The organism is Aeromonas sp. 102P (genome assembly GCF_051920345.1).
GTDB classification, from domain to species: Bacteria; Pseudomonadota; Gammaproteobacteria; order Enterobacterales; family Aeromonadaceae; genus Aeromonas; species Aeromonas veronii.
Map to the genome: position 1 here is coordinate 3,778,191 of NZ_JBQBCZ010000001.1, position 16,375 is coordinate 3,794,565.

Annotated in this window: 14 protein-coding genes and 1 riboswitch; of the genes, 6 read left to right on the forward strand and 8 right to left on the reverse strand. The window is 59.5% G+C overall.

Features of this window, described 5'->3' with window-relative positions:
• Window positions 1–159 precede the first annotated feature (159 nt).
• Complete coding sequence (moaA, locus tag ACTG1K_RS17635; protein WP_041202199.1) at window positions 160–1,155, reverse strand: GTP 3',8-cyclase MoaA; 996 nt, start codon at window positions 1,153–1,155, stop codon at window positions 160–162.
• Window positions 1,143–1,283: riboswitch (molybdenum cofactor riboswitch) on the reverse strand. (Overlaps the previous gene by 13 nt.)
• 78 nt (window positions 1,284–1,361) lie before the next feature.
• Here moaA and narQ point away from each other — a divergent pair.
• The 3 genes from narQ (at window position 1,362) to ACTG1K_RS17650 (ending at window position 4,391) form a co-directional block, all read left to right on the forward strand.
• Entirely contained in the window at window positions 1,362–3,074 is a 1,713-nt protein-coding gene (gene narQ, locus ACTG1K_RS17640) for a nitrate/nitrite two-component system sensor histidine kinase NarQ (protein ID WP_005334468.1), read from the forward strand.
• Window positions 3,074–3,712 (forward strand): two-component system response regulator NarL, encoded by a 639-nt coding sequence (gene narL, locus ACTG1K_RS17645; protein ID WP_005334471.1) that lies wholly within the window; start codon window positions 3,074–3,076, stop codon window positions 3,710–3,712. Before narQ ends, narL begins: the two co-directional genes overlap by 1 nt.
• Window positions 3,713–3,815: 103 nt before the next feature.
• A complete protein-coding gene (locus ACTG1K_RS17650) occupies window positions 3,816–4,391 on the forward strand; it encodes an LON peptidase substrate-binding domain-containing protein (RefSeq protein WP_005334473.1) in 576 nt (191 codons plus the stop codon).
• A gap of 248 nt (window positions 4,392–4,639) precedes the next feature.
• Here the strand turns inward: ACTG1K_RS17650 and ACTG1K_RS17655 are convergent, their stop codons facing one another.
• Together ACTG1K_RS17655 and ACTG1K_RS17660 are read right to left on the reverse strand one after the other, a co-directional pair.
• Window positions 4,640–6,736 carry an ATP-binding protein gene (locus ACTG1K_RS17655; protein WP_440006194.1) on the reverse strand — a complete coding sequence of 699 codons (2,097 nt, stop codon included), beginning with the start codon at window positions 6,734–6,736 and terminating at the stop codon, window positions 4,640–4,642.
• 31 nt (window positions 6,737–6,767) lie between these two features.
• Entirely contained in the window at window positions 6,768–7,952 is a 1,185-nt protein-coding gene (locus tag ACTG1K_RS17660) for an FIST signal transduction protein (RefSeq protein ID WP_440006196.1), read from the reverse strand.
• A 113-nt stretch (window positions 7,953–8,065) separates the two neighbouring features.
• Between ACTG1K_RS17660 and ACTG1K_RS17665 the strand changes: the two genes are divergently transcribed.
• Window positions 8,066–8,980 (forward strand): gluconeogenesis factor YvcK family protein, encoded by a 915-nt coding sequence (locus tag ACTG1K_RS17665; RefSeq protein WP_440006198.1) that lies wholly within the window; start codon window positions 8,066–8,068, stop codon window positions 8,978–8,980.
• A gap of 39 nt (window positions 8,981–9,019) precedes the next feature.
• On the opposite strand, the gene ACTG1K_RS17670 is transcribed toward ACTG1K_RS17665, so the two are convergent.
• From ACTG1K_RS17670 to lpcA, 3 genes are all read right to left on the reverse strand, one after another.
• Window positions 9,020–9,355, reverse strand: coding sequence for an Hpt domain-containing protein (locus tag ACTG1K_RS17670; protein WP_019446543.1), 336 nt, complete (start codon window positions 9,353–9,355; stop codon window positions 9,020–9,022).
• 291 nt (window positions 9,356–9,646) lie between these two features.
• Window positions 9,647–10,456: a class II glutamine amidotransferase gene (locus ACTG1K_RS17675; RefSeq protein WP_005353514.1), complete on the reverse strand. Its 810-nt coding sequence runs from the start codon at window positions 10,454–10,456 to the stop codon at window positions 9,647–9,649.
• Between the two features lie 164 nt (window positions 10,457–10,620).
• Window positions 10,621–11,199 (reverse strand): D-sedoheptulose 7-phosphate isomerase, encoded by a 579-nt coding sequence (gene lpcA / locus ACTG1K_RS17680; RefSeq protein WP_005334485.1) that lies wholly within the window; start codon window positions 11,197–11,199, stop codon window positions 10,621–10,623.
• 255 nt (window positions 11,200–11,454) lie between these two features.
• Here lpcA and fadE point away from each other — a divergent pair, with 255 nt between their 5' ends.
• Complete coding sequence (gene fadE / locus ACTG1K_RS17685; protein WP_408780180.1) at window positions 11,455–13,911, forward strand: acyl-CoA dehydrogenase FadE; 2,457 nt, start codon at window positions 11,455–11,457, stop codon at window positions 13,909–13,911.
• A gap of 179 nt (window positions 13,912–14,090) precedes the next feature.
• Entirely contained in the window at window positions 14,091–15,365 is a 1,275-nt protein-coding gene (locus ACTG1K_RS17690) for an amidohydrolase (RefSeq protein ID WP_440006200.1), read from the forward strand.
• 81 nt (window positions 15,366–15,446) lie between these two features.
• Here ACTG1K_RS17690 and ACTG1K_RS17695 read toward each other — a convergent pair whose 3' ends face one another.
• Entirely contained in the window at window positions 15,447–15,794 is a 348-nt protein-coding gene (locus ACTG1K_RS17695) for an RnfH family protein (RefSeq protein WP_040065214.1), read from the reverse strand.
• Window positions 15,787–16,221, reverse strand: a complete 435-nt coding sequence (locus tag ACTG1K_RS17700) for an SRPBCC family protein (RefSeq protein ID WP_005334496.1) — start codon at window positions 16,219–16,221, stop codon at window positions 15,787–15,789. Before ACTG1K_RS17700 ends, ACTG1K_RS17695 begins: the two co-directional genes overlap by 8 nt.
• Window positions 16,222–16,375: the final 154 nt, after the last annotated feature.

The window sequence follows — 16,375 nt, forward strand, 5'->3', positions numbered from 1 at the left end:
TATATTGCGGCCCTGACAAGGTAAGGGATATACCACCAGGGAGATAAACAGGGGGGATTCTTGCGCCAGATCAAAGCCTTGCAGCGCAATAAAAAAGGAGGTATCGGTTAAAATACCTCCATATGAGGATTGCTATTTAATCGTTGGCGATTTTTGCGGTTATCCGCCGATCGAGGCGAGATGAGGGGTGATACCGGCATTGCCCTCATGGAGACGATGAGTGGCACTCTTGCCCGCCAGGGCCGCGCGAATGCGCTGTTGCAGCTCATCAGATTGCCCATCTGCGCCGAGCAGATCCCGCAAGTCGATGCCGTTGTCGCCAAACAGGCACAGATGCAGCTTCCCCAGCGAGGAGACCCGCAGCCGGTTGCAACCGGCACAGAAATCCTTGCTGTAGGGCATGATAAGCCCCACCCCACCTTGCGAATCGGGGTGCATAAAGACCTGCGCCGGACCGTCATCCGTGCCCCGCAACTGCTGCACCCAGCCGCTCTCCAGCAAGCGCTGTTTGATCTGTTCGCCGCTGACATGGTGGTCACGAAACAGGGTATCCATCTCGCCGGTCTGCATCAGCTCGATAAAGCGCAGCTCGATGGGCTTGTGTCTGATCCAGCCCAGAAAGGCATCAAGCTGGTAGTCGTTGAGCCCCTTGAGCAGCACAGCATTGATCTTCACCGATTTGAAACCGGCGGCCAGTGCTGCTTCGATCCCCTCCATCACCTCGGCCAGCTTGTTCTCACCGGTGATCTGGTGAAACTGGCGCGGGTCGAGACTGTCGACACTGACATTCAGCGCGTTGAGTCCGGCATCAAACCACTCCTGAGCCCGCTCCTTGAGGCGATAGCCGTTGGTGGTCATGGCGACCTTCTCGATACCCGGGGTAGTGGCAATCACCTTGACGATCTCGGTGAAATCGCGGCGCAGGGAGGGCTCGCCCCCCGTGATGCGCACCTTGCGGGTACCCATGGCGGCAAAACCGCTGACCACGCGGCGGATCTCGTCAATCGAGAGAAAGGGTTGACGCCCCGCTTTGTGACCTTCCGGGGGGCGATAGCCGTCAGGCAGGCAATAGGTGCAACGGAAATTGCACACATCGGTCACTGACAGACGCAAATAGTAAAAACGACGGGAAAAACCATCTTCAAGTGGCAACATAAACACCTTTCCAAATACGGGAGGCCAGGGCATTTCTTTCCTGACCCTTACAGCTCGAACGTCGGCTGACGGCTGGTTTCCCCCTATCGCTAGGACTTAGGCAAAACCGCTCGGAGTTCATCTAGTTTTTCGATGCTAACACAAGTTGGAGTACACTCCCACGCATCTTGCGGGGTCCTAATCACTATTCAGAGGTGCGCATCAGTATGGGAAAACGGTTCAGGGTCCATTCGGTCAGCAGTGCCATTGGCCGCGCCATGGTGTTGATCCTCTTCATGGCCAGCCTGATCGCGCTGGTCGCCATGGTCACCCTCTTCTACTCGGTACCCGATGCCAAGGCGATCAACCTCTCCGGTTCGCTACGGATGCAGGCCTACCGGATGGCCTACGAAATCGAGCGGGGCGACAGCGTGCTGGGGCGCCTCTCCCAGTTTGAAGAGACCCTGCACGCCGAAGAGCTGCAGGAGACCCAGCGCTGGATCACTCCTGCCTCCCTGCGTCGCACCTATGGCGAGGTGCTCGGCCAGTGGCAGGTGATGCGCCAGCACATCGAGGATCGCACCCCCAGACGGTACACTGATAACACCGAGCAGTTTGTGGCGGCCATCGATAATTTCGTCAATCAGATGCAGTACCACGTGGAATTCAAGGTGAGGATGCTGGCGCTTGCGGAGGGGCTCGGCCTGCTGGCCATCATCACCATCGCCTGGTTCACTGTGCGCTTCACCCGCCAGCAGGTGGTCGCCCCCCTCAACCAGCTGGTCTACTGTGCCCGCCAGATCCAGCGGCAGGATTTCGATCTTAAGCTGCCCGCCCACGGCGAAAACGAGCTGGGGGAGCTGTCGCGCGCCTTCGTCACCATGGCAGACGAGCTGGGCAAGCTCTATCGGGAGCTGGAAAACAAGGTGGAAGAAAAAACCGCCAAGCTGCAACAGGCCAACGACACCCTCTCGTTTCTCTACTCGACCGCCCAGAAGCTGCACGCCGCCCCGCTCAGTACCCGTACCCTTATCAAACTGCTGGACCGCGCCGCCGCCCACCAGCATATCGACCACATCCGGCTGACCCGCTTCGAGCACAACGCCATGCCGGTCTATATCTCGGGGCGAACCGGCTGGCCCGGCGATCTCGATGCGGTGGCCAGCTTTTATCTGCAGATGGATGAGCAGGAGTTCGGCCGCCTCGACATCATCAGCCAGCACCCCATCGATGAGCGGTTGATCAAGAACTTCACCATGCTGCTGGCTCAGGTGCTGCACAAAGACCAGACCCTGCTGCAACAGCAGCGACTGCTGCTGATGGAGGAGCGGGCGGTGATCGCCCGGGAGCTGCACGACTCGCTGGCGCAGGCCCTCTCCTATCTCAAGATCCAGTCCACCCTGCTCAAGCGCTCTTACGCCAAGGGGCAGCATGACAAGGCGCAGGAGGCGATGCAGCAGATCGACGAGGGGCTTAGCAATGCCTATACCCAGTTGCGCGAACTGCTCGGTACCTTCCGTCTCACCATTGGCGATGCCAATCTGGGGGAAGCGATCCGCGTCATGCTTGATCAACTGCAGCCTCAGACCCAGGCCGAAATCCGGTTCCATTACGGACTGGCCGACAACGACCTGGAGGCGGGCCAGCATATCCACATTTTGCAGCTGATCCGTGAGGCAGTGCTCAATGCCATCAAACATGCCAACGCGCAAGTGATTGATGTTAGCTGTGAGACCCTCGCCAGTGGTAACATCGAGGTTCAGATTTCAGATGACGGTGTCGGGATCGGACTCGCCAGCTCGGCGATCAACCATTACGGGTTGAGCATCATGAACGAGCGCGCCAGCAAACTGCACGGTCTGCTGACCATCAACGAGCAGCAACCACAAGGCACCTGCGTGCATCTGACCTTTCCCACCAGTCTAGCGAGAGACGCCTGATGGACGAGATGAAATACACAGTTCTGGTCGTAGATGACCATCCCCTCATGCGCAAAGGGATTGTGCAGTTGCTGGCTCTGGAAGAGAACATGGAGGTGACCGGTGAAGCCTCCAACGGCACAGATGCCGTGGCGCTGGCCAAAGAATCAGAGCCGGACCTGATCCTGCTCGACCTCAACATGAAGGGGCTCTCCGGCCTCGATACCCTCAAGGCGCTGCGGGCCGAAGAGATCACCTCCCGGGTGGTGATCCTCACCGTCTCCGATGCCCGTCAGGATGTGGTGGCTTTGCTCAAGGCCGGTGCCGACGGCTACCTGCTCAAGGATACCGAGCCTGATCTGCTGCTGGCCCAGCTGGCCGACGTGATGACCGGCAAGCAGATCCTGAGCGAACCGCTGCGCCCCTATCTCGAAAACATCTACGAGCTGGATCACCTGCAGCAGAAGCTGGAAAGCTTAACGCGTCGCGAAATGCAAATCCTGCGCGAAATTGCAAAAGGCCTCTCCAACAAACAGGTCGCCTCGGTACTCCATATCTCCGAGGGAACGGTCAAGGTTCACGTGAAGAGCCTGCTGAAGAAACTCGAGGCGCAAAGCCGCGTGGAAGCGGCTGTCATGTATCTGGAGCAGCGCAACTAAGCGCCCTCAACCGCCCGAAAAGCCACCCTCCGGTGGCTTTTTTCATTCTCTGGCACAGTCGCTGCATTGTCATATTCAGCAACTACTCAATGGAGGATGGAACATGAAACTACAACCTTTGGCACTGTTCCCCTTGCCTTCCCACATACTGCCGGGCGGCAAGCTTCCTCTGCGTCTGTTCGAGCCACGCCACCTGCAGATGCTCAAGGAGTCATTCATCAACGATCAGGGCTTTGGCATCGTGATGGAAGAGTCGACCACCTCGGGACAATCCGGCCGCATTCTGCCGGTGGGCACCCGGGTCAAGGTGACAGACTTCTACACCCTCAATGATGGCCTGCTGGGGGTGACGGTGCTGGGACTGGAGCGCTTCTGTATCCACGAGATGGAAACAGACGAGATGGGCCTGCGCCGGGCCAAGGTGGAGATGCTGCCCAACTGGCCGAGCACCCACTCAGATTTCAACGACAAGCTGCTGGTCAATCGCCTGCGGGAAGTGTTCGAGCAGTATCCGGAGCTTGATGAGCTCTATCCGGACAAGCGCTTTGAAGATGCCGCCTGGCTCTGCCAACGCTGGCTCGAGATATTGCCGATGCCGATTTATGAAAAGCAGATGCTGATTGCCAAACAAAACAGCGAAGCGGCCCGTAAATTTCTGCATCGCCTGATTTCACAATGACAAAAACAGCGTTGCAAAATGCAATTATTCCAACAATGAAAATGTGAAATTCGCATTTTGCGAGTAAGTAGGAACGCAAAACACCATAACAAGAGAGAGCCGCTGCGCTAAACGGCCAAAATTGAACACAAAAGAGTCTAAAAAAGTTGGCACAGATTTTTCATATAGATTGATACAACCCGATTTATCCCGTGCTCTCTTCAGTATTTGCTGAAGAACTGGTCAACCCACAAAGTTGACCATTTTTTTTATCCGCGCGTCGGCAACCGCTGACCAAAGTGACGCTGCAAACACTCTCTCAACCGTGACAAGGTGATAGGCTTGGCGAGAAAGTCATCCATCCCCTGCGCCAGACAGCAGGCCTTGTCCTCCGCCATCGCATTGGCTGTCAGGGCGACGATAGGCATGGTGCATCCCAACTCACGCAAGCGCCGGGTGGCTTCCAGTCCGTCCATCAGGGGCATCCGCATATCCATCAGGATCAGATCCGGGAGCTGCTCATCCACCTGCGCCAGCGCCTCCAGACCATTGGCAGCCAACCGTACCTTGCCCACCAGTTTTTGCAGCATCAGCGACACCACCAACTGGTTCACCGGGCTGTCCTCCACCACCAGCACATCCAGTGGCAACAGTGCCGAAGCCCCCTCCTCCCGCTGCGGCTGGCTATGGCAAGGCAACGCCATGCCAGGCAGTTCGAACCAGAAACAGCTTCCCTTGCCCGGCTCGCTCTTCAGGTGGATCTCTCCCCCCATAAGCGTCACCAGACGCTTGCTGATGGCAAGACCGAGGCCGGTACCGGAAAAACGCCGGGTGGCCGAGTTGTCGACCTGGGAGAAGGGTTCAAACAGCAGCGCCTGATCCGCATCAGCGATACCGATCCCGGTGTCGGAGACCGAGATCAGCAGCTTCTCATCCTGCCAACCCAGGTGCAGTGTTACCTGCCCCTGCTCGGTAAATTTGAGGGCGTTGTCCAGCAGATTGCCCATCACCTGTGACAAACGCATCGGATCCCCCTGCAACTCCCGGGGGACCGACTCATCGACCCGATAAACCAGCGCGATCCCCTTGGCGGTCGCGCGAGCTTGCAGCGGCTCGACCAGAGATTGGCAAAGCTGGACGGGTTGCAGGGTCTCGCAGTGAAACACCAAGGTTTGCGACTCGATTTTCGAAAAATCGAGCACGTCGTCGATGATGGTTTGCAGCAATCTGGCCGAGTGGGTGGCATGGCGCAGCAGGCTCTGTTGCTCCGGCGCCAGCTCGGCATGCTGCACCAGATCGAGCATCCCCAACACCGCATTCATAGGCGAGCGGATCTCGTGGGTCATCATGGCCAGAAACTGGGACTTGGCACGGTTGGCCGCTTCGGCCTCATCCCGTGCCCGCGCCAGCTCCTCTTCCCGGCGGATCTGGTTGCTGATATCCCGAGCAGTGCCACGATAACCGATAAACTGGCCATCATGGTCAAAGCAGGGCTCGGCGCTCACCTCCATCCAGCAGGGGCCGTGTTGCAGCGCAACCTGCATCCGCACCCCTCGCACCGGCTGGCGCAGCTCCAAAAGCTGCAGGTATTTCTGGGCATCGCAGCTCTGCTTGTTGCAGACGTAGTCATAGAGGGTCGGCCGGGTCGCCTGCGGGGTCATCTCATCCAGATAACCCGGCTCTGAGGCGTAACTAAGGCGATGCTCGGCATCTGTCTCCCAGAACCAGTCTGAAGCCATGGCGGCGAAGCTGCGAAAACGGCGTTCGCTGGCCTGCAGCGCCTCGGTTTTTACCGCGACCTGTTCCTGCAAGCGGGCCCGATAGGTGATGTTGACCAGCGCCTGGGCGATGAGCGGACGGCAACGCTCCATGGCGGCCTTGCTGGTGAGATCGAAGGTGCCCGCCCGAGCGTGGCGGCAGATGAGGGTGGCGGTAAAGCCGGGGGCCTGCAGCCCGGTCAGCATCACGCTGGCCCAGCCCGACTCGCTCGCCAGCGGCGCCAGCTCAGGCAGCTGGGCGGGATCGTAAATCACCAGAGTTTCACCCGAGATGGCGCGGGCAAATGCCGGGGTCATGCGCCAGCTGCGGGCAGCGAGCATAGGCTCGGTACTGAGGTGGGTACACCCCTGCTCCCCTTCCCAGGCCACCACATCCGCGTGCTCAAAGCCGATAAAGGGTTTGAGCACCTGGATAAGGCTCTCCAGCACCTGCTCCAGCGTCTTGGCATCGGCGAGGGTGGCAACCCCCCCCAGCAGAGTCTGGGACTCGTGACGATACTTGGCCTCGCGCTCGCGGCAACGCATAAGATCGACCAGCGTGGTCTGCAATTTGTCGCCGAGGGCTTCCAGTTCACTGTTGCCAATCATCTTGTTGCCTGCTCTGTTATGTTCTGCCGACTCAACGGGTCAGGAAAATCACGCTCGATACCATCAGGTTGCCGTGAGCCAGCTCGCCATTGGGCAGCCGCCCCTGCTCGCCGAAGGTAAAGGGGGTGATAAAGGGGATCTTGCCGAGGCGAGCCTGGCTCTGCTCGACAAATTGGCACAACATATCACCTAGCGCCAAACGGCAACCAGCACAAAAGATGATGAGAGCGCCGATAGGCTGCAATTCCACATCGACCCCATATCCTAGCTCGATGCGCATGGCATTGAGGCTGCGCTGCAACAGCCCTTCCTGACTGCTGTACATCAACAACAGACGCTCCCCTTGCACCACATCGGTAAAAAGCCGCAGCCCGCCCTGTTCGGTCACAGCTTCAGGATGGGAGAGTTTGTAGTAAGGAATGCCATCCAGCGCTCCCACCTGACGAGCCAGCGGGGTGAGCGTGGTCTCCCGCAAAATCGCCCCCACCGGCCAGGGCTGCTCGCGCCCGCACCAGCGGGCATAGACCTCGGCAGCAGGCTGGTGATCGATAGTGAGTACCTCCCGCCCGTTGCAGGCGGTGATCTCGCCACTGAATTCGGCAGGCACATAACCGGAGTGAAACTGAAAGGCCAGCTGGCAATCGGGATAGAGCACCGCCAGACCGATGCCATCCTGAGCCACCGCCTCATCCCAGCAGAGCTGCCAGTCACCGCTGACACTGCTATCAGCCGCGGATCCACCGACCACCGGCACCGAGGCACCGAGTTCGGCCTCGATACCGGCCAGCAGCCCCTCTTCCTTGCCGGGACTGGCGTGAAACAGGATCAACTGGGGCAGCTCGCCCGGTCGACCACAGTCGCTCATGGCTCGGCGCAGCAACTGCCGCACATCCACCCCGTCACCGCTGGCACCGGCTACCCCGAATGCCCCTTTCTCATCGTACAGGGCAGCAACGGCCAGCCCATATCCGTCTCGGGCGTGGTGTCCCATCTCGGTCATGACACCACCGCAAGAGCTGCACCCAAGCAGGCGGGTCGTCGGGAACTGGCGTTTGAGCGCGTCGCGCAGTATCGCCCCGTCATGGGCTTGGGTAAAATAGAGTAACAGCAGGGAGGGGGCCTGATCGGCATGGTGGCGCAGCTGCGCGCAGATATCTTGGGCCGCCAGCGATGAATTCTGGGCGAGGGAGTGAACGGTCAGAAATTTCAACACCATCTCCTTGTTTTATCGAATGGCAGCCTCAAGCAAAAATCATACCTTTATCAAACAATTATCTCGCTTCGCTTGCTAACATAGCGGTCAACTGAGACCAATGACAGGACGCCCATATGTGGCAAAAAAACATCAATGACTTCGATCGGGTCGTTGCCATCGGTGGTGGCCATGGCATGGGACGAGTGCTTTCGTCCCTCTCGTTTCTCGGTCAACGGCTCACCGGCATCGTCGCCACCACAGATGATGGTGGCTCGACCGGACGCCTGCGCAAGAGTCAGGAGTGCATCGCCTGGGGCGATCTGCGCAACTGCCTGAACCAGCTGGTGACCGATCCCAGCATCGGCAGCCTGTTGTTCGAGTACCGCTTTGCCGGCAAAGGCGAGCTGGCGGGCCACAACCTTGGCAACCTGATGCTGCTGGCGCTCGATAATCTCTGTGTCCGTCCTCTTGATGCTATCAAGCTGATCAGTGACATGCTCAAAATCGAGTCACAATTGCTACCCATGTCTGAATTTCCCACCGATCTCTGCGCCCATATGGAGTGTGGCACCCAGATCCTGGGAGAGGTATCCATCGATCAACTGGCAACACCGCCCCTCTCCCTCGGCCTGATGCCGGAAGTGCAAGCGACCCGCGAAGCGGTGCTGGCACTGCAGCAGGCGGACATGATCATTCTTGGGCCGGGCAGTTTCCTCACCTCCATCATGCCGCCATTGCTGCTGGCCGAGATCGCCCAGGCCATCAATGAGAGCAGCGCCATGCTGGTTTTCGTCTGCAATCTGGTGGCGGAAAACGGCCCTGCCAGTCAGCTGGATCTGATGAGTCAATGTCGCTGGCTGGAATCACGGGTCGGTCAGGGTCGGCTGGATGCCATCCTGGCCCCACAGGGCTCGAGTGATGCGGGGGGCTGGCAAGGGCGTGTGATCGAAGCCGAGCTGGGCGAGCTTGAGCTGCCCCATCGGCACGATCGATTGAAGCTTAAACTGGCGCTGGACCGGATCATCCAGCAACTGCTCAACCAGCGTTAGGCAACGGTCACGGCGCCCCGGCATCCCTGCATGGCGCCGTTACTGATAATCGGCAAGAAACGCGAGCACCTGGGGCAAGGAGGCCTCCAGCAGTTGCAACTGGCGCTCTGCCTCGGCCACATCGGCCTGCTTGCTAGCCATCTCCAGCGCCATCACCTGCTGATAACTCGGTATGGCGCCGTAGCTGCCACAGGATGATTTCATGCTGTGCGCCACCCGAGCCAGCGCCTCCCACTCTCCCTGTTCATAGAGGGGTCTGAGCTGACTCAGCTGCTCGCCCACCTCTTCAATAAAGACTGCGATGACCACGGGCAGCATATCCGGACCGATATCCTCTGCCAGCTGCTGCAACACCTTGCGATCCACCCACTCCATGCGAGGCTCCTCCAGAACGGTATTCAAACAGACCATACTATAGATAGTTTTCGATGTCGTGGCTCACGACCAGGCAGTGATGAAGCACCCGATTGGATGGCTCAGGGAATAAAGTGGCAAAAAATGTGATCAGTATCGAAATAGCGATGCTGAAACGCCCGTCAAGACAACAACTTGATTGCCACAAATTAACAATTGATCAACACTCAATGCCGTCAGAGTGATGATGCTCAGCAACACCTCTCATCCCTTTTGCCTTTTATGGCTGCTGCGAAGAACCAGGGTAGGTATCTACCCTGGTATTTTTTTATCTTGCTCAAGCGCGACCTGGTTGGTCGCCACTCGCTCCCCCATGCGAAACAGATTGAATTCGCCGGGCGCCATTTTGACCCAATTCTCATTGCCGGTCAGCGGACGGGTGGTGATCAGGGTGACCACATCGTTGGGGGTGGTCTCCCTTTGAAAGTCGATCACCACCTCCTCATCCAGCAGGCTCGCCTCGCCAAAGGGCGCGCAGCGGGTCAGCCAGTGCAGATTGTTGCTGCAGTAGCTCATCACATACTCCCCGTCCGAGAGCAGCATGTTGAACACCCCGAACGCTCTGAGCTCGTCACACAGGGTGGCGAGATAGCGAAACATGGCGGGAAAGTTGGCCGGACGCTTGGGATATTTTTGCTCCAGCCGATCGAGCAGCCAGCAGAAGGCGTGCTCGCTGTCGGTATCCCCCACCGGCCGGTGGCGGCCGGTTGGCAGCTTCTTGTAGCCGGTCAACTGACCGTTGTGAGCGAAGGTCCAGTAACGGCCCCACAGCTCACGGGTAAAGGGGTGGGTATTTTCCAGCGACACGCAGCCACGGTTGGCTTGCCGAATGTGGCTGACCACGGCGCAGCTCTTGATGGGCAGCGCCTGTACCAGTCTGGCGATGGGAGATTGGGCGCTGGGCTCGGGATCCTTGAAGGTGCGAAAGCCCTTCCCCTCGTAGAAGGTGATCCCCCAGCCATCCTTGTGGGGCCCGGTCTTGCCGCCGCGCAGCATCAACCCGGTAAAGCTGAAGCAGATATCGGTCGGCACATTGGCACTCATGCCGAGCAGTTCGCACATATCCGGCAGACTCCTTTCATGATTTGGCTTGTGTCATGTTCGACCAGCACGCTGGTTCGACAGACAGCAGGGGAAGGCGCAATCCCTTCCCCTGTGACTGACAACAACCGGCAGATGGCGAACCATGCTACCGACGCAGCCCTTGTCTGGTGACGATGGCCTGATTACTTGGCCATCTCTTTTTCGACCAGCTGGATCAGGATGTGGATCACCTTGATGTGCACTTCCTGAATACGGTCGGCATAGCCAAAGTGCGGCACCCGGATCTCGACATCCGCCAGACCCGCCATCTTGCCGCCATCCTTGCCGGTCAGTGCGATCACTTTCATCCCTTTGGCGCGGGCAGCCTCGATGGCTTTCAGGATATTGCCGGAGTTGCCGCTGGTGGAGATGCCGAGCAACACGTCGCCACGGCGGCCGACCGCTTCTACGTAGCGGGAGAAGACATAGTCATAGCCAAAGTCGTTGGAGACGCAGGAGAGGTGGCTCGGATCGGAGATGGCGATACCGGCATAACCTGGGCGGTTCTCGCGGTAACGACCGGTCAGCTCTTCGGCGAAGTGCATGGCGTCACAGTGGGAGCCACCGTTGCCACAGGAGAGCACCTTGCCCTCTTCTTTGAAAGAGTCGGCCAGCAGTTTGGCGGCCGCTTCGATGTTTTTCAGGTTCTGCTCATCAGCCAGGAAGGCCTGCAGCACGCTGGCAGCTTCGGTCAGTTCATTGCGGATCAATTCTTGGTACATGATGTCTCTTCCACTGTTTTTAGTGTGCGTGTAGATCGCGGCTATTCTCGCACAAGCGAATCGCACAGTCGCCCCCCTGCGAGCCACAGCGCTGGCGACACGTGAGCGTTATGGGGATCACAGAGAGAAGGTAATGAAGATGTAAACAGCTTGATAACTTTGTGCGTATGAATTACAACAGGGGCCATATCCAACAGGTCAGACCTCTGGATCAGTTACGCCACGTTGGCAACCTAACCACGCAAGGAGCAAGCAATGACGACGACCCTCACTCTGCTCGGGGTGATCCTGGTTATCGGAGCCCTGGCCTATCGCCGGGCATCCCTGTTCATCTCCACCCTAGTCACCGGCGCCGCCCTGGTGCTTGGCGCCATCTATGGTCATGTGCCCTTGCTGGTGTGGGTGCTGTTCGCGGTGATCGCCATACCGCTCAATCTGGTGGATTTTCGCCGCAATCAAATAACCAAGCCGCTGTTCAAGATCTACAAATCGATCATGCCGGAGATGTCCCGCACCGAAAAAGAGGCGATTGAAGCGGGTACCACCTGGTGGGAAGCCGATCTGTTCGCGGGCAACCCGAACTGGAAAAAGCTGCACGCCATCCCGGTCAGTACTCTCTCTGCCGAAGAGCAGGCCTTTATGGATGGTCCGGTCGAGGAAGTGTGCCGCATGGTGAGCGACTGGGAAGTGACCCACGAGCGCGCGGATCTCTCCCCCGAGGTGTGGCAATACCTGAAGGACAACAAGTTCTTCGCGATGATCATCAAGAAGAAATATGGCGGTCTGGAGTTCTCGGCCTACGCCCAGTCCTGCGTACTGCAAAAGCTGTGCGGCGCCAGCGCCGTGCTCGCCTCCACCGTCGGCGTGCCCAACTCGCTGGGCCCGGGCGAGCTGTTGCAGCACTATGGCACTGACGAGCAGAAGGATTACTACCTGCCCCGTCTGGCAGTAGGTAAAGAGATCCCCTGCTTCGCCCTGACTAGCCCGGAAGCGGGTTCTGACGCCGGCTCCATCCCCGACTTTGGTATCGTCTGCAAGGGCGAATGGGAAGGAAAAGAAGTGCTCGGCATGCGCCTGACCTGGAACAAGCGCTACATCACCCTGGCCCCTATCGCCACCGTGCTTGGTCTGGCCTTCAAGCTGCGTGACCCGGAACATCTGCTGGGTGATGAAGAGGAGCTCGGCATCACCTGCGCCCTCATTCCCACTCACATCAAGGGGGTCGGCATCGGCCGTCGCCACTTCCCGCTCAACGTGCCGTTCCAGAACGGCCCGACCCAGGGCAAGGATGTGTTCGTCCCGCTCGATTTCATCATCGGCGGCCCGGCCATGGCCGGTCAGGGCTGGCGCATGCTGGTCGAGTGTCTGTCAGTCGGTCGCGGTATCACATTGCCCTCCAACAGTACCGGTGGCGTCAAGATGCTGGCCCTGGCGAGCGGTGCCTACAGTCGCATCCGTCGCCAGTTCAAACTGCCCATCGGCAAGATGGAAGGGATTGAAGAGCCGCTGGCCCGCATCGGTGGCAACGCCTATATCATGGGCGCCGCAGCGAACCTGACCGTGACCGGTATCGATCTTGGCGAGAAGCCGTCGGTCATCTCCGCCATAGTCAAATACCACCTCACCGACCGTGCCCAGAAGTGCATCATCGATGCCATGGACATCCACGGCGGCAAGGCTATCTGCATGGGCCCCAACAACTATCTGGCTCGTGGCTATCAAGGTGCGCCCATCGCCGTCACGGTAGAAGGGGCCAACATCCTGACCCGCAGCATGATCATCTATGGTCAGGGCGCTATCCGCTGCCACCCGTATGTGCTGCCGGAGATGCTGGCCGCCAGCCACCCCGACAAAGAGCAGGCGCTGAAGGATTTCGACAAAGCGGTGTTCAGCCACGTCGGCTTTGCCATCAGCAACCTGGTGCGCAGTTTCTGGCTCGGTATCACCGGCGCCCGCTTTGCCGCTTCACCGTACAAGGACCAAACCAGGGGCTACTACCAGCAGCTCTCCCGCCTCTCGGCTAACCTGGCGTTCCTGTCAGACATGGCGATGGGTACTCTGGGTGGCGAGCTCAAGCGCAAGGAGCGGGTCTCCGCGCGCCTCGGCGACGTGCTGAGCCAGCTCTATCTGGCCTCCAGCGCCCTCAAGCGCTATCAGGACGAGGGACGCCAGCAGGCCGACCTGCCGCTGCTGCACTGGGCACTGCAAGATGCCATGTTCAAGGCCCAAGAGGCGATCGACGAGCTGCTGCGCAACTTCCCGAACCGCTGGATTGGCCTTGCCCTGCGCGCCGTGGTGCTGCCGCTCGGTCGTGACCTCAATCGCCCTTGCGACAAGCTGGACCAACAGGTTGCCCGTCTGCTGCAAACTCCGAGCGAGACCCGCAGCCGTCTGGCCAAAGGCCAGTATCTGACCCGCGAAGAGGGCAACCCCTTCGGGCTGCTGGAGCAGGCGCTCGATGACGTGCTGGCGGCCGAACCGCTGTTCGAGAAAGTCTGCAAGAGCGATGGCATCAAGCGCCCCTTCATGGCACTGGACAAGGTGGCCGACATTGGCCTGGCCGCTGGCGTACTGATCCAGAGCGAAGCGGAGCTGCTGCGCCGCGCCGAAGTGAGTCGCCTGCGCACCATCAACGTCGATGATTTTGACCCCATCGATCTGGTGGCCAACAAGAAGCTGTTTGAAGCCTCCGCTTACCATCACGCGGCCTGATAACCCCCTATCGACAACGCCTCCCTTGTGGAGGCGTTTTTTATGCGCGCTCACCCCCATTCACGACCCCCACTGCCACCACTCGCACGCACAGCTCCCCCGACCAGCTGCTGGCCCCGTGTGGTCTGCTGGGAAAAAAGGCACAATAGCCGACAAATCGAATCACCAAGGAAGCCAAGATGACCCTTGAGCACCTGATCCTGTGGCGCCGCGACCTGCACCGCCTGCCGGAAGCCGCCTGGAAAGAGTTTCGTACCACCAGCCTGATTGCCCACCACCTGAGCGAGCTCGGTTATCGCATCGTGCTCGGCGACAAGCTGCTGGCCAGCAATCTGATGATGGGCCGTGATGTGGATGTGGCGGCCGAGAAGGCTCGCGCCCGCCGTCAGGGAGCCCATCCTGACTGGCTGGAGCGGATCGGCGATGTCACCGGGCTGATGGGAGAGCTGGATACCGGTCGTCCCGGTCCGATCCTGGCCTTTCGCTTCGACATCGATGCGGTGGAGGTAGAAGAGTCTGATGCCGAACAGCACCAACCGCAGCAGGAGGGCTTTGCCTCCCACAACAAGGGGTGGATGCACGCCTGTGCCCACGATGGCCACACCGCCATCGGCATGGGGCTGGCCAGCCAGCTGATGGCAATGAAGGAGCAGCTGTGCGGTCGCATCAAGCTCTTCTTTCAACCCGCCGAAGAGGGGTGTCGCGGTGGCAAGGCGCTGGCCGCCGGTGGTGCGCTCGATGACGTGGATGCCCTGCTCTCGCTCCATATCGGCATTCACGCCGGTAGCGGCGAGCTGGTGATCAACCCCACCGAGTTTCTCTGCTCCACCAAGTTCGACGTCCACTTTATGGGCACCGCCGCCCACGCCGGGCTCGAACCCAACGCTGGCAGCAATGCGCTGGCCGCCGCCTGCATGGCCACCACCGCCATGCTCGGCATTCCCCGCCACCGCGACGGCATGACCCGCATCAATATCGGCCAGCTTCACGGCGGCAGCGGGCGCAACGTCATTCCCGATCATGCCGAGCTGCAAGGTGAGACACGCGGCGCCGACAGCGCGCTCAACGACTACATGTTCATTCAGGTACAGCGCATCGTCGAAGGGACCGCCCTCGCCCACGGCGTCACCTACCGCATCATCAAGCAGGGTGAGGCGATTGCGCTCGACAACAGCCCGGCGCTGCAAGCCGAGCTGGCTGCGCTGGCCCGCAAGCAGGGGCTCGCCACCATCCAGACTCGCCGCTTTGGCGCCAGCGAAGATGCCGGTTTTCTGATGGAGCGGGTGCAAAAGCAGGGGGGCGAAGCGGCTTACCTCATCCTGGGGGCCGATCTGGCGGCGCCGCACCATCACAACGAATTCGATTTCGATGAGCGGGTGATGCAAAGCGGGGTCGAGCTGCTGGCCGCCTGGGCACGCGCACGGCTGGGTGTGGCAGAAGCAGCCCTCTCTTGATATCCCCTCGGCCAGCTCACCGGCTAACGGGATCAAAAAAAGGCGCCTCGGCGCCTTTTTTCTGCAAGAAAAACCTGAGCGCTACTCGCGGAGTTTGCGATGCACATCGGGGCGACCACCGGTCACGCTATCGGCTCTCCCCTCCTCTTTGGCCTTCTCGGCCCGCTTTTTGCGCATCTCGCGGGGATCGGCGATGAGTGGACGGTAGATCTCGATGCGATCGCCGTCGTGCAGCGGTTCGCTCCCTTTCACCGGGCGGCTGTAGATGCCGAACTTGTTGACCGCCAGATCGATCTCGGGGTGCTTTTGCACGATGCCGGACTGCTCGATGGCCGCCTGCACGCAGGTCTCGGGCGCCACCCGCAGGGCAATCACCGTCTGCTGCTGCGGCAAGGCATAGACAACCTCGATATTGAGCTGGTCAGACACCGTAGACCTCCTTCGCCCGGTTGGAGAAGGCGGAGACCATGGAGCTCACCAGATCGCGGAATACCTGACCAAAGGCCACCTCGATAAGCTTGGAGGTAAACTCGAAATCGAGATCAAACTCCACCTTGCAGGCATCCACATCAAGCGGGGTAAAGGTCCACCAGCCCGCCAGCTTGCGGAACGGGCCATCCACCAGCTCCATCCTGATCTGGCGGTTCACATCCAGCTGATTGCGGGTAGTAAAGGTCTTGGCAATCCCCGCCTTGGCTACATCGACCGACGCCATCATGTAGTCATCGCCAGCCTCGTGGACACGGCTGCCGACACAGCCGGGCAAAAACTGCGGATAGGCATCCACATCGTTAACCAACTTGAACATCTGTTCTGCACTGAACATCACCAGGGCACTGCGCGTAATTCGGGGCATGGCTTTTCCTCATCCAATCGGCGCGATTTTATCACCATGTTTGGGGTTGTGGAGGTAAAACCTCAGCCAAACCGCTCAGAAAGCCACCACTTGACCTGCTGCGCGTTTTACAGCCGCCCCTGCCTACGTATAATACGAGCCTCCTAGTCATTGC

Excerpts from the sequence above, each read along its gene's own strand:
- moaA (WP_041202199.1), bottom strand. The coding sequence starts at position 1,155 with ATGTTGCCACTTGAAGATGGTTTTTCCCGTCGTTTTTACTATTTGCGT.
- narQ (WP_005334468.1), top strand. The coding sequence starts at position 1,362 with ATGGGAAAACGGTTCAGGGTCCATTCGGTCAGCAGTGCCATTGGCCGC.
- narL (WP_005334471.1), top strand. The coding sequence starts at position 3,074 with ATGGACGAGATGAAATACACAGTTCTGGTCGTAGATGACCATCCCCTC.
- ACTG1K_RS17650 (WP_005334473.1), top strand. The coding sequence starts at position 3,816 with ATGAAACTACAACCTTTGGCACTGTTCCCCTTGCCTTCCCACATACTG.
- ACTG1K_RS17655 (WP_440006194.1), bottom strand. The coding sequence starts at position 6,736 with ATGATTGGCAACAGTGAACTGGAAGCCCTCGGCGACAAATTGCAGACC.
- ACTG1K_RS17660 (WP_440006196.1), bottom strand. The coding sequence starts at position 7,952 with ATGGTGTTGAAATTTCTGACCGTTCACTCCCTCGCCCAGAATTCATCG.
- ACTG1K_RS17665 (WP_440006198.1), top strand. The coding sequence starts at position 8,066 with ATGTGGCAAAAAAACATCAATGACTTCGATCGGGTCGTTGCCATCGGT.
- ACTG1K_RS17670 (WP_019446543.1), bottom strand. The coding sequence starts at position 9,355 with ATGGAGTGGGTGGATCGCAAGGTGTTGCAGCAGCTGGCAGAGGATATC.
- ACTG1K_RS17675 (WP_005353514.1), bottom strand. The coding sequence starts at position 10,456 with ATGTGCGAACTGCTCGGCATGAGTGCCAATGTGCCGACCGATATCTGC.
- lpcA (WP_005334485.1), bottom strand. The coding sequence starts at position 11,199 with ATGTACCAAGAATTGATCCGCAATGAACTGACCGAAGCTGCCAGCGTG.
- fadE (WP_408780180.1), top strand. The coding sequence starts at position 11,455 with ATGACGACGACCCTCACTCTGCTCGGGGTGATCCTGGTTATCGGAGCC.
- ACTG1K_RS17690 (WP_440006200.1), top strand. The coding sequence starts at position 14,091 with ATGACCCTTGAGCACCTGATCCTGTGGCGCCGCGACCTGCACCGCCTG.
- ACTG1K_RS17700 (WP_005334496.1), bottom strand. The coding sequence starts at position 16,221 with ATGCCCCGAATTACGCGCAGTGCCCTGGTGATGTTCAGTGCAGAACAG.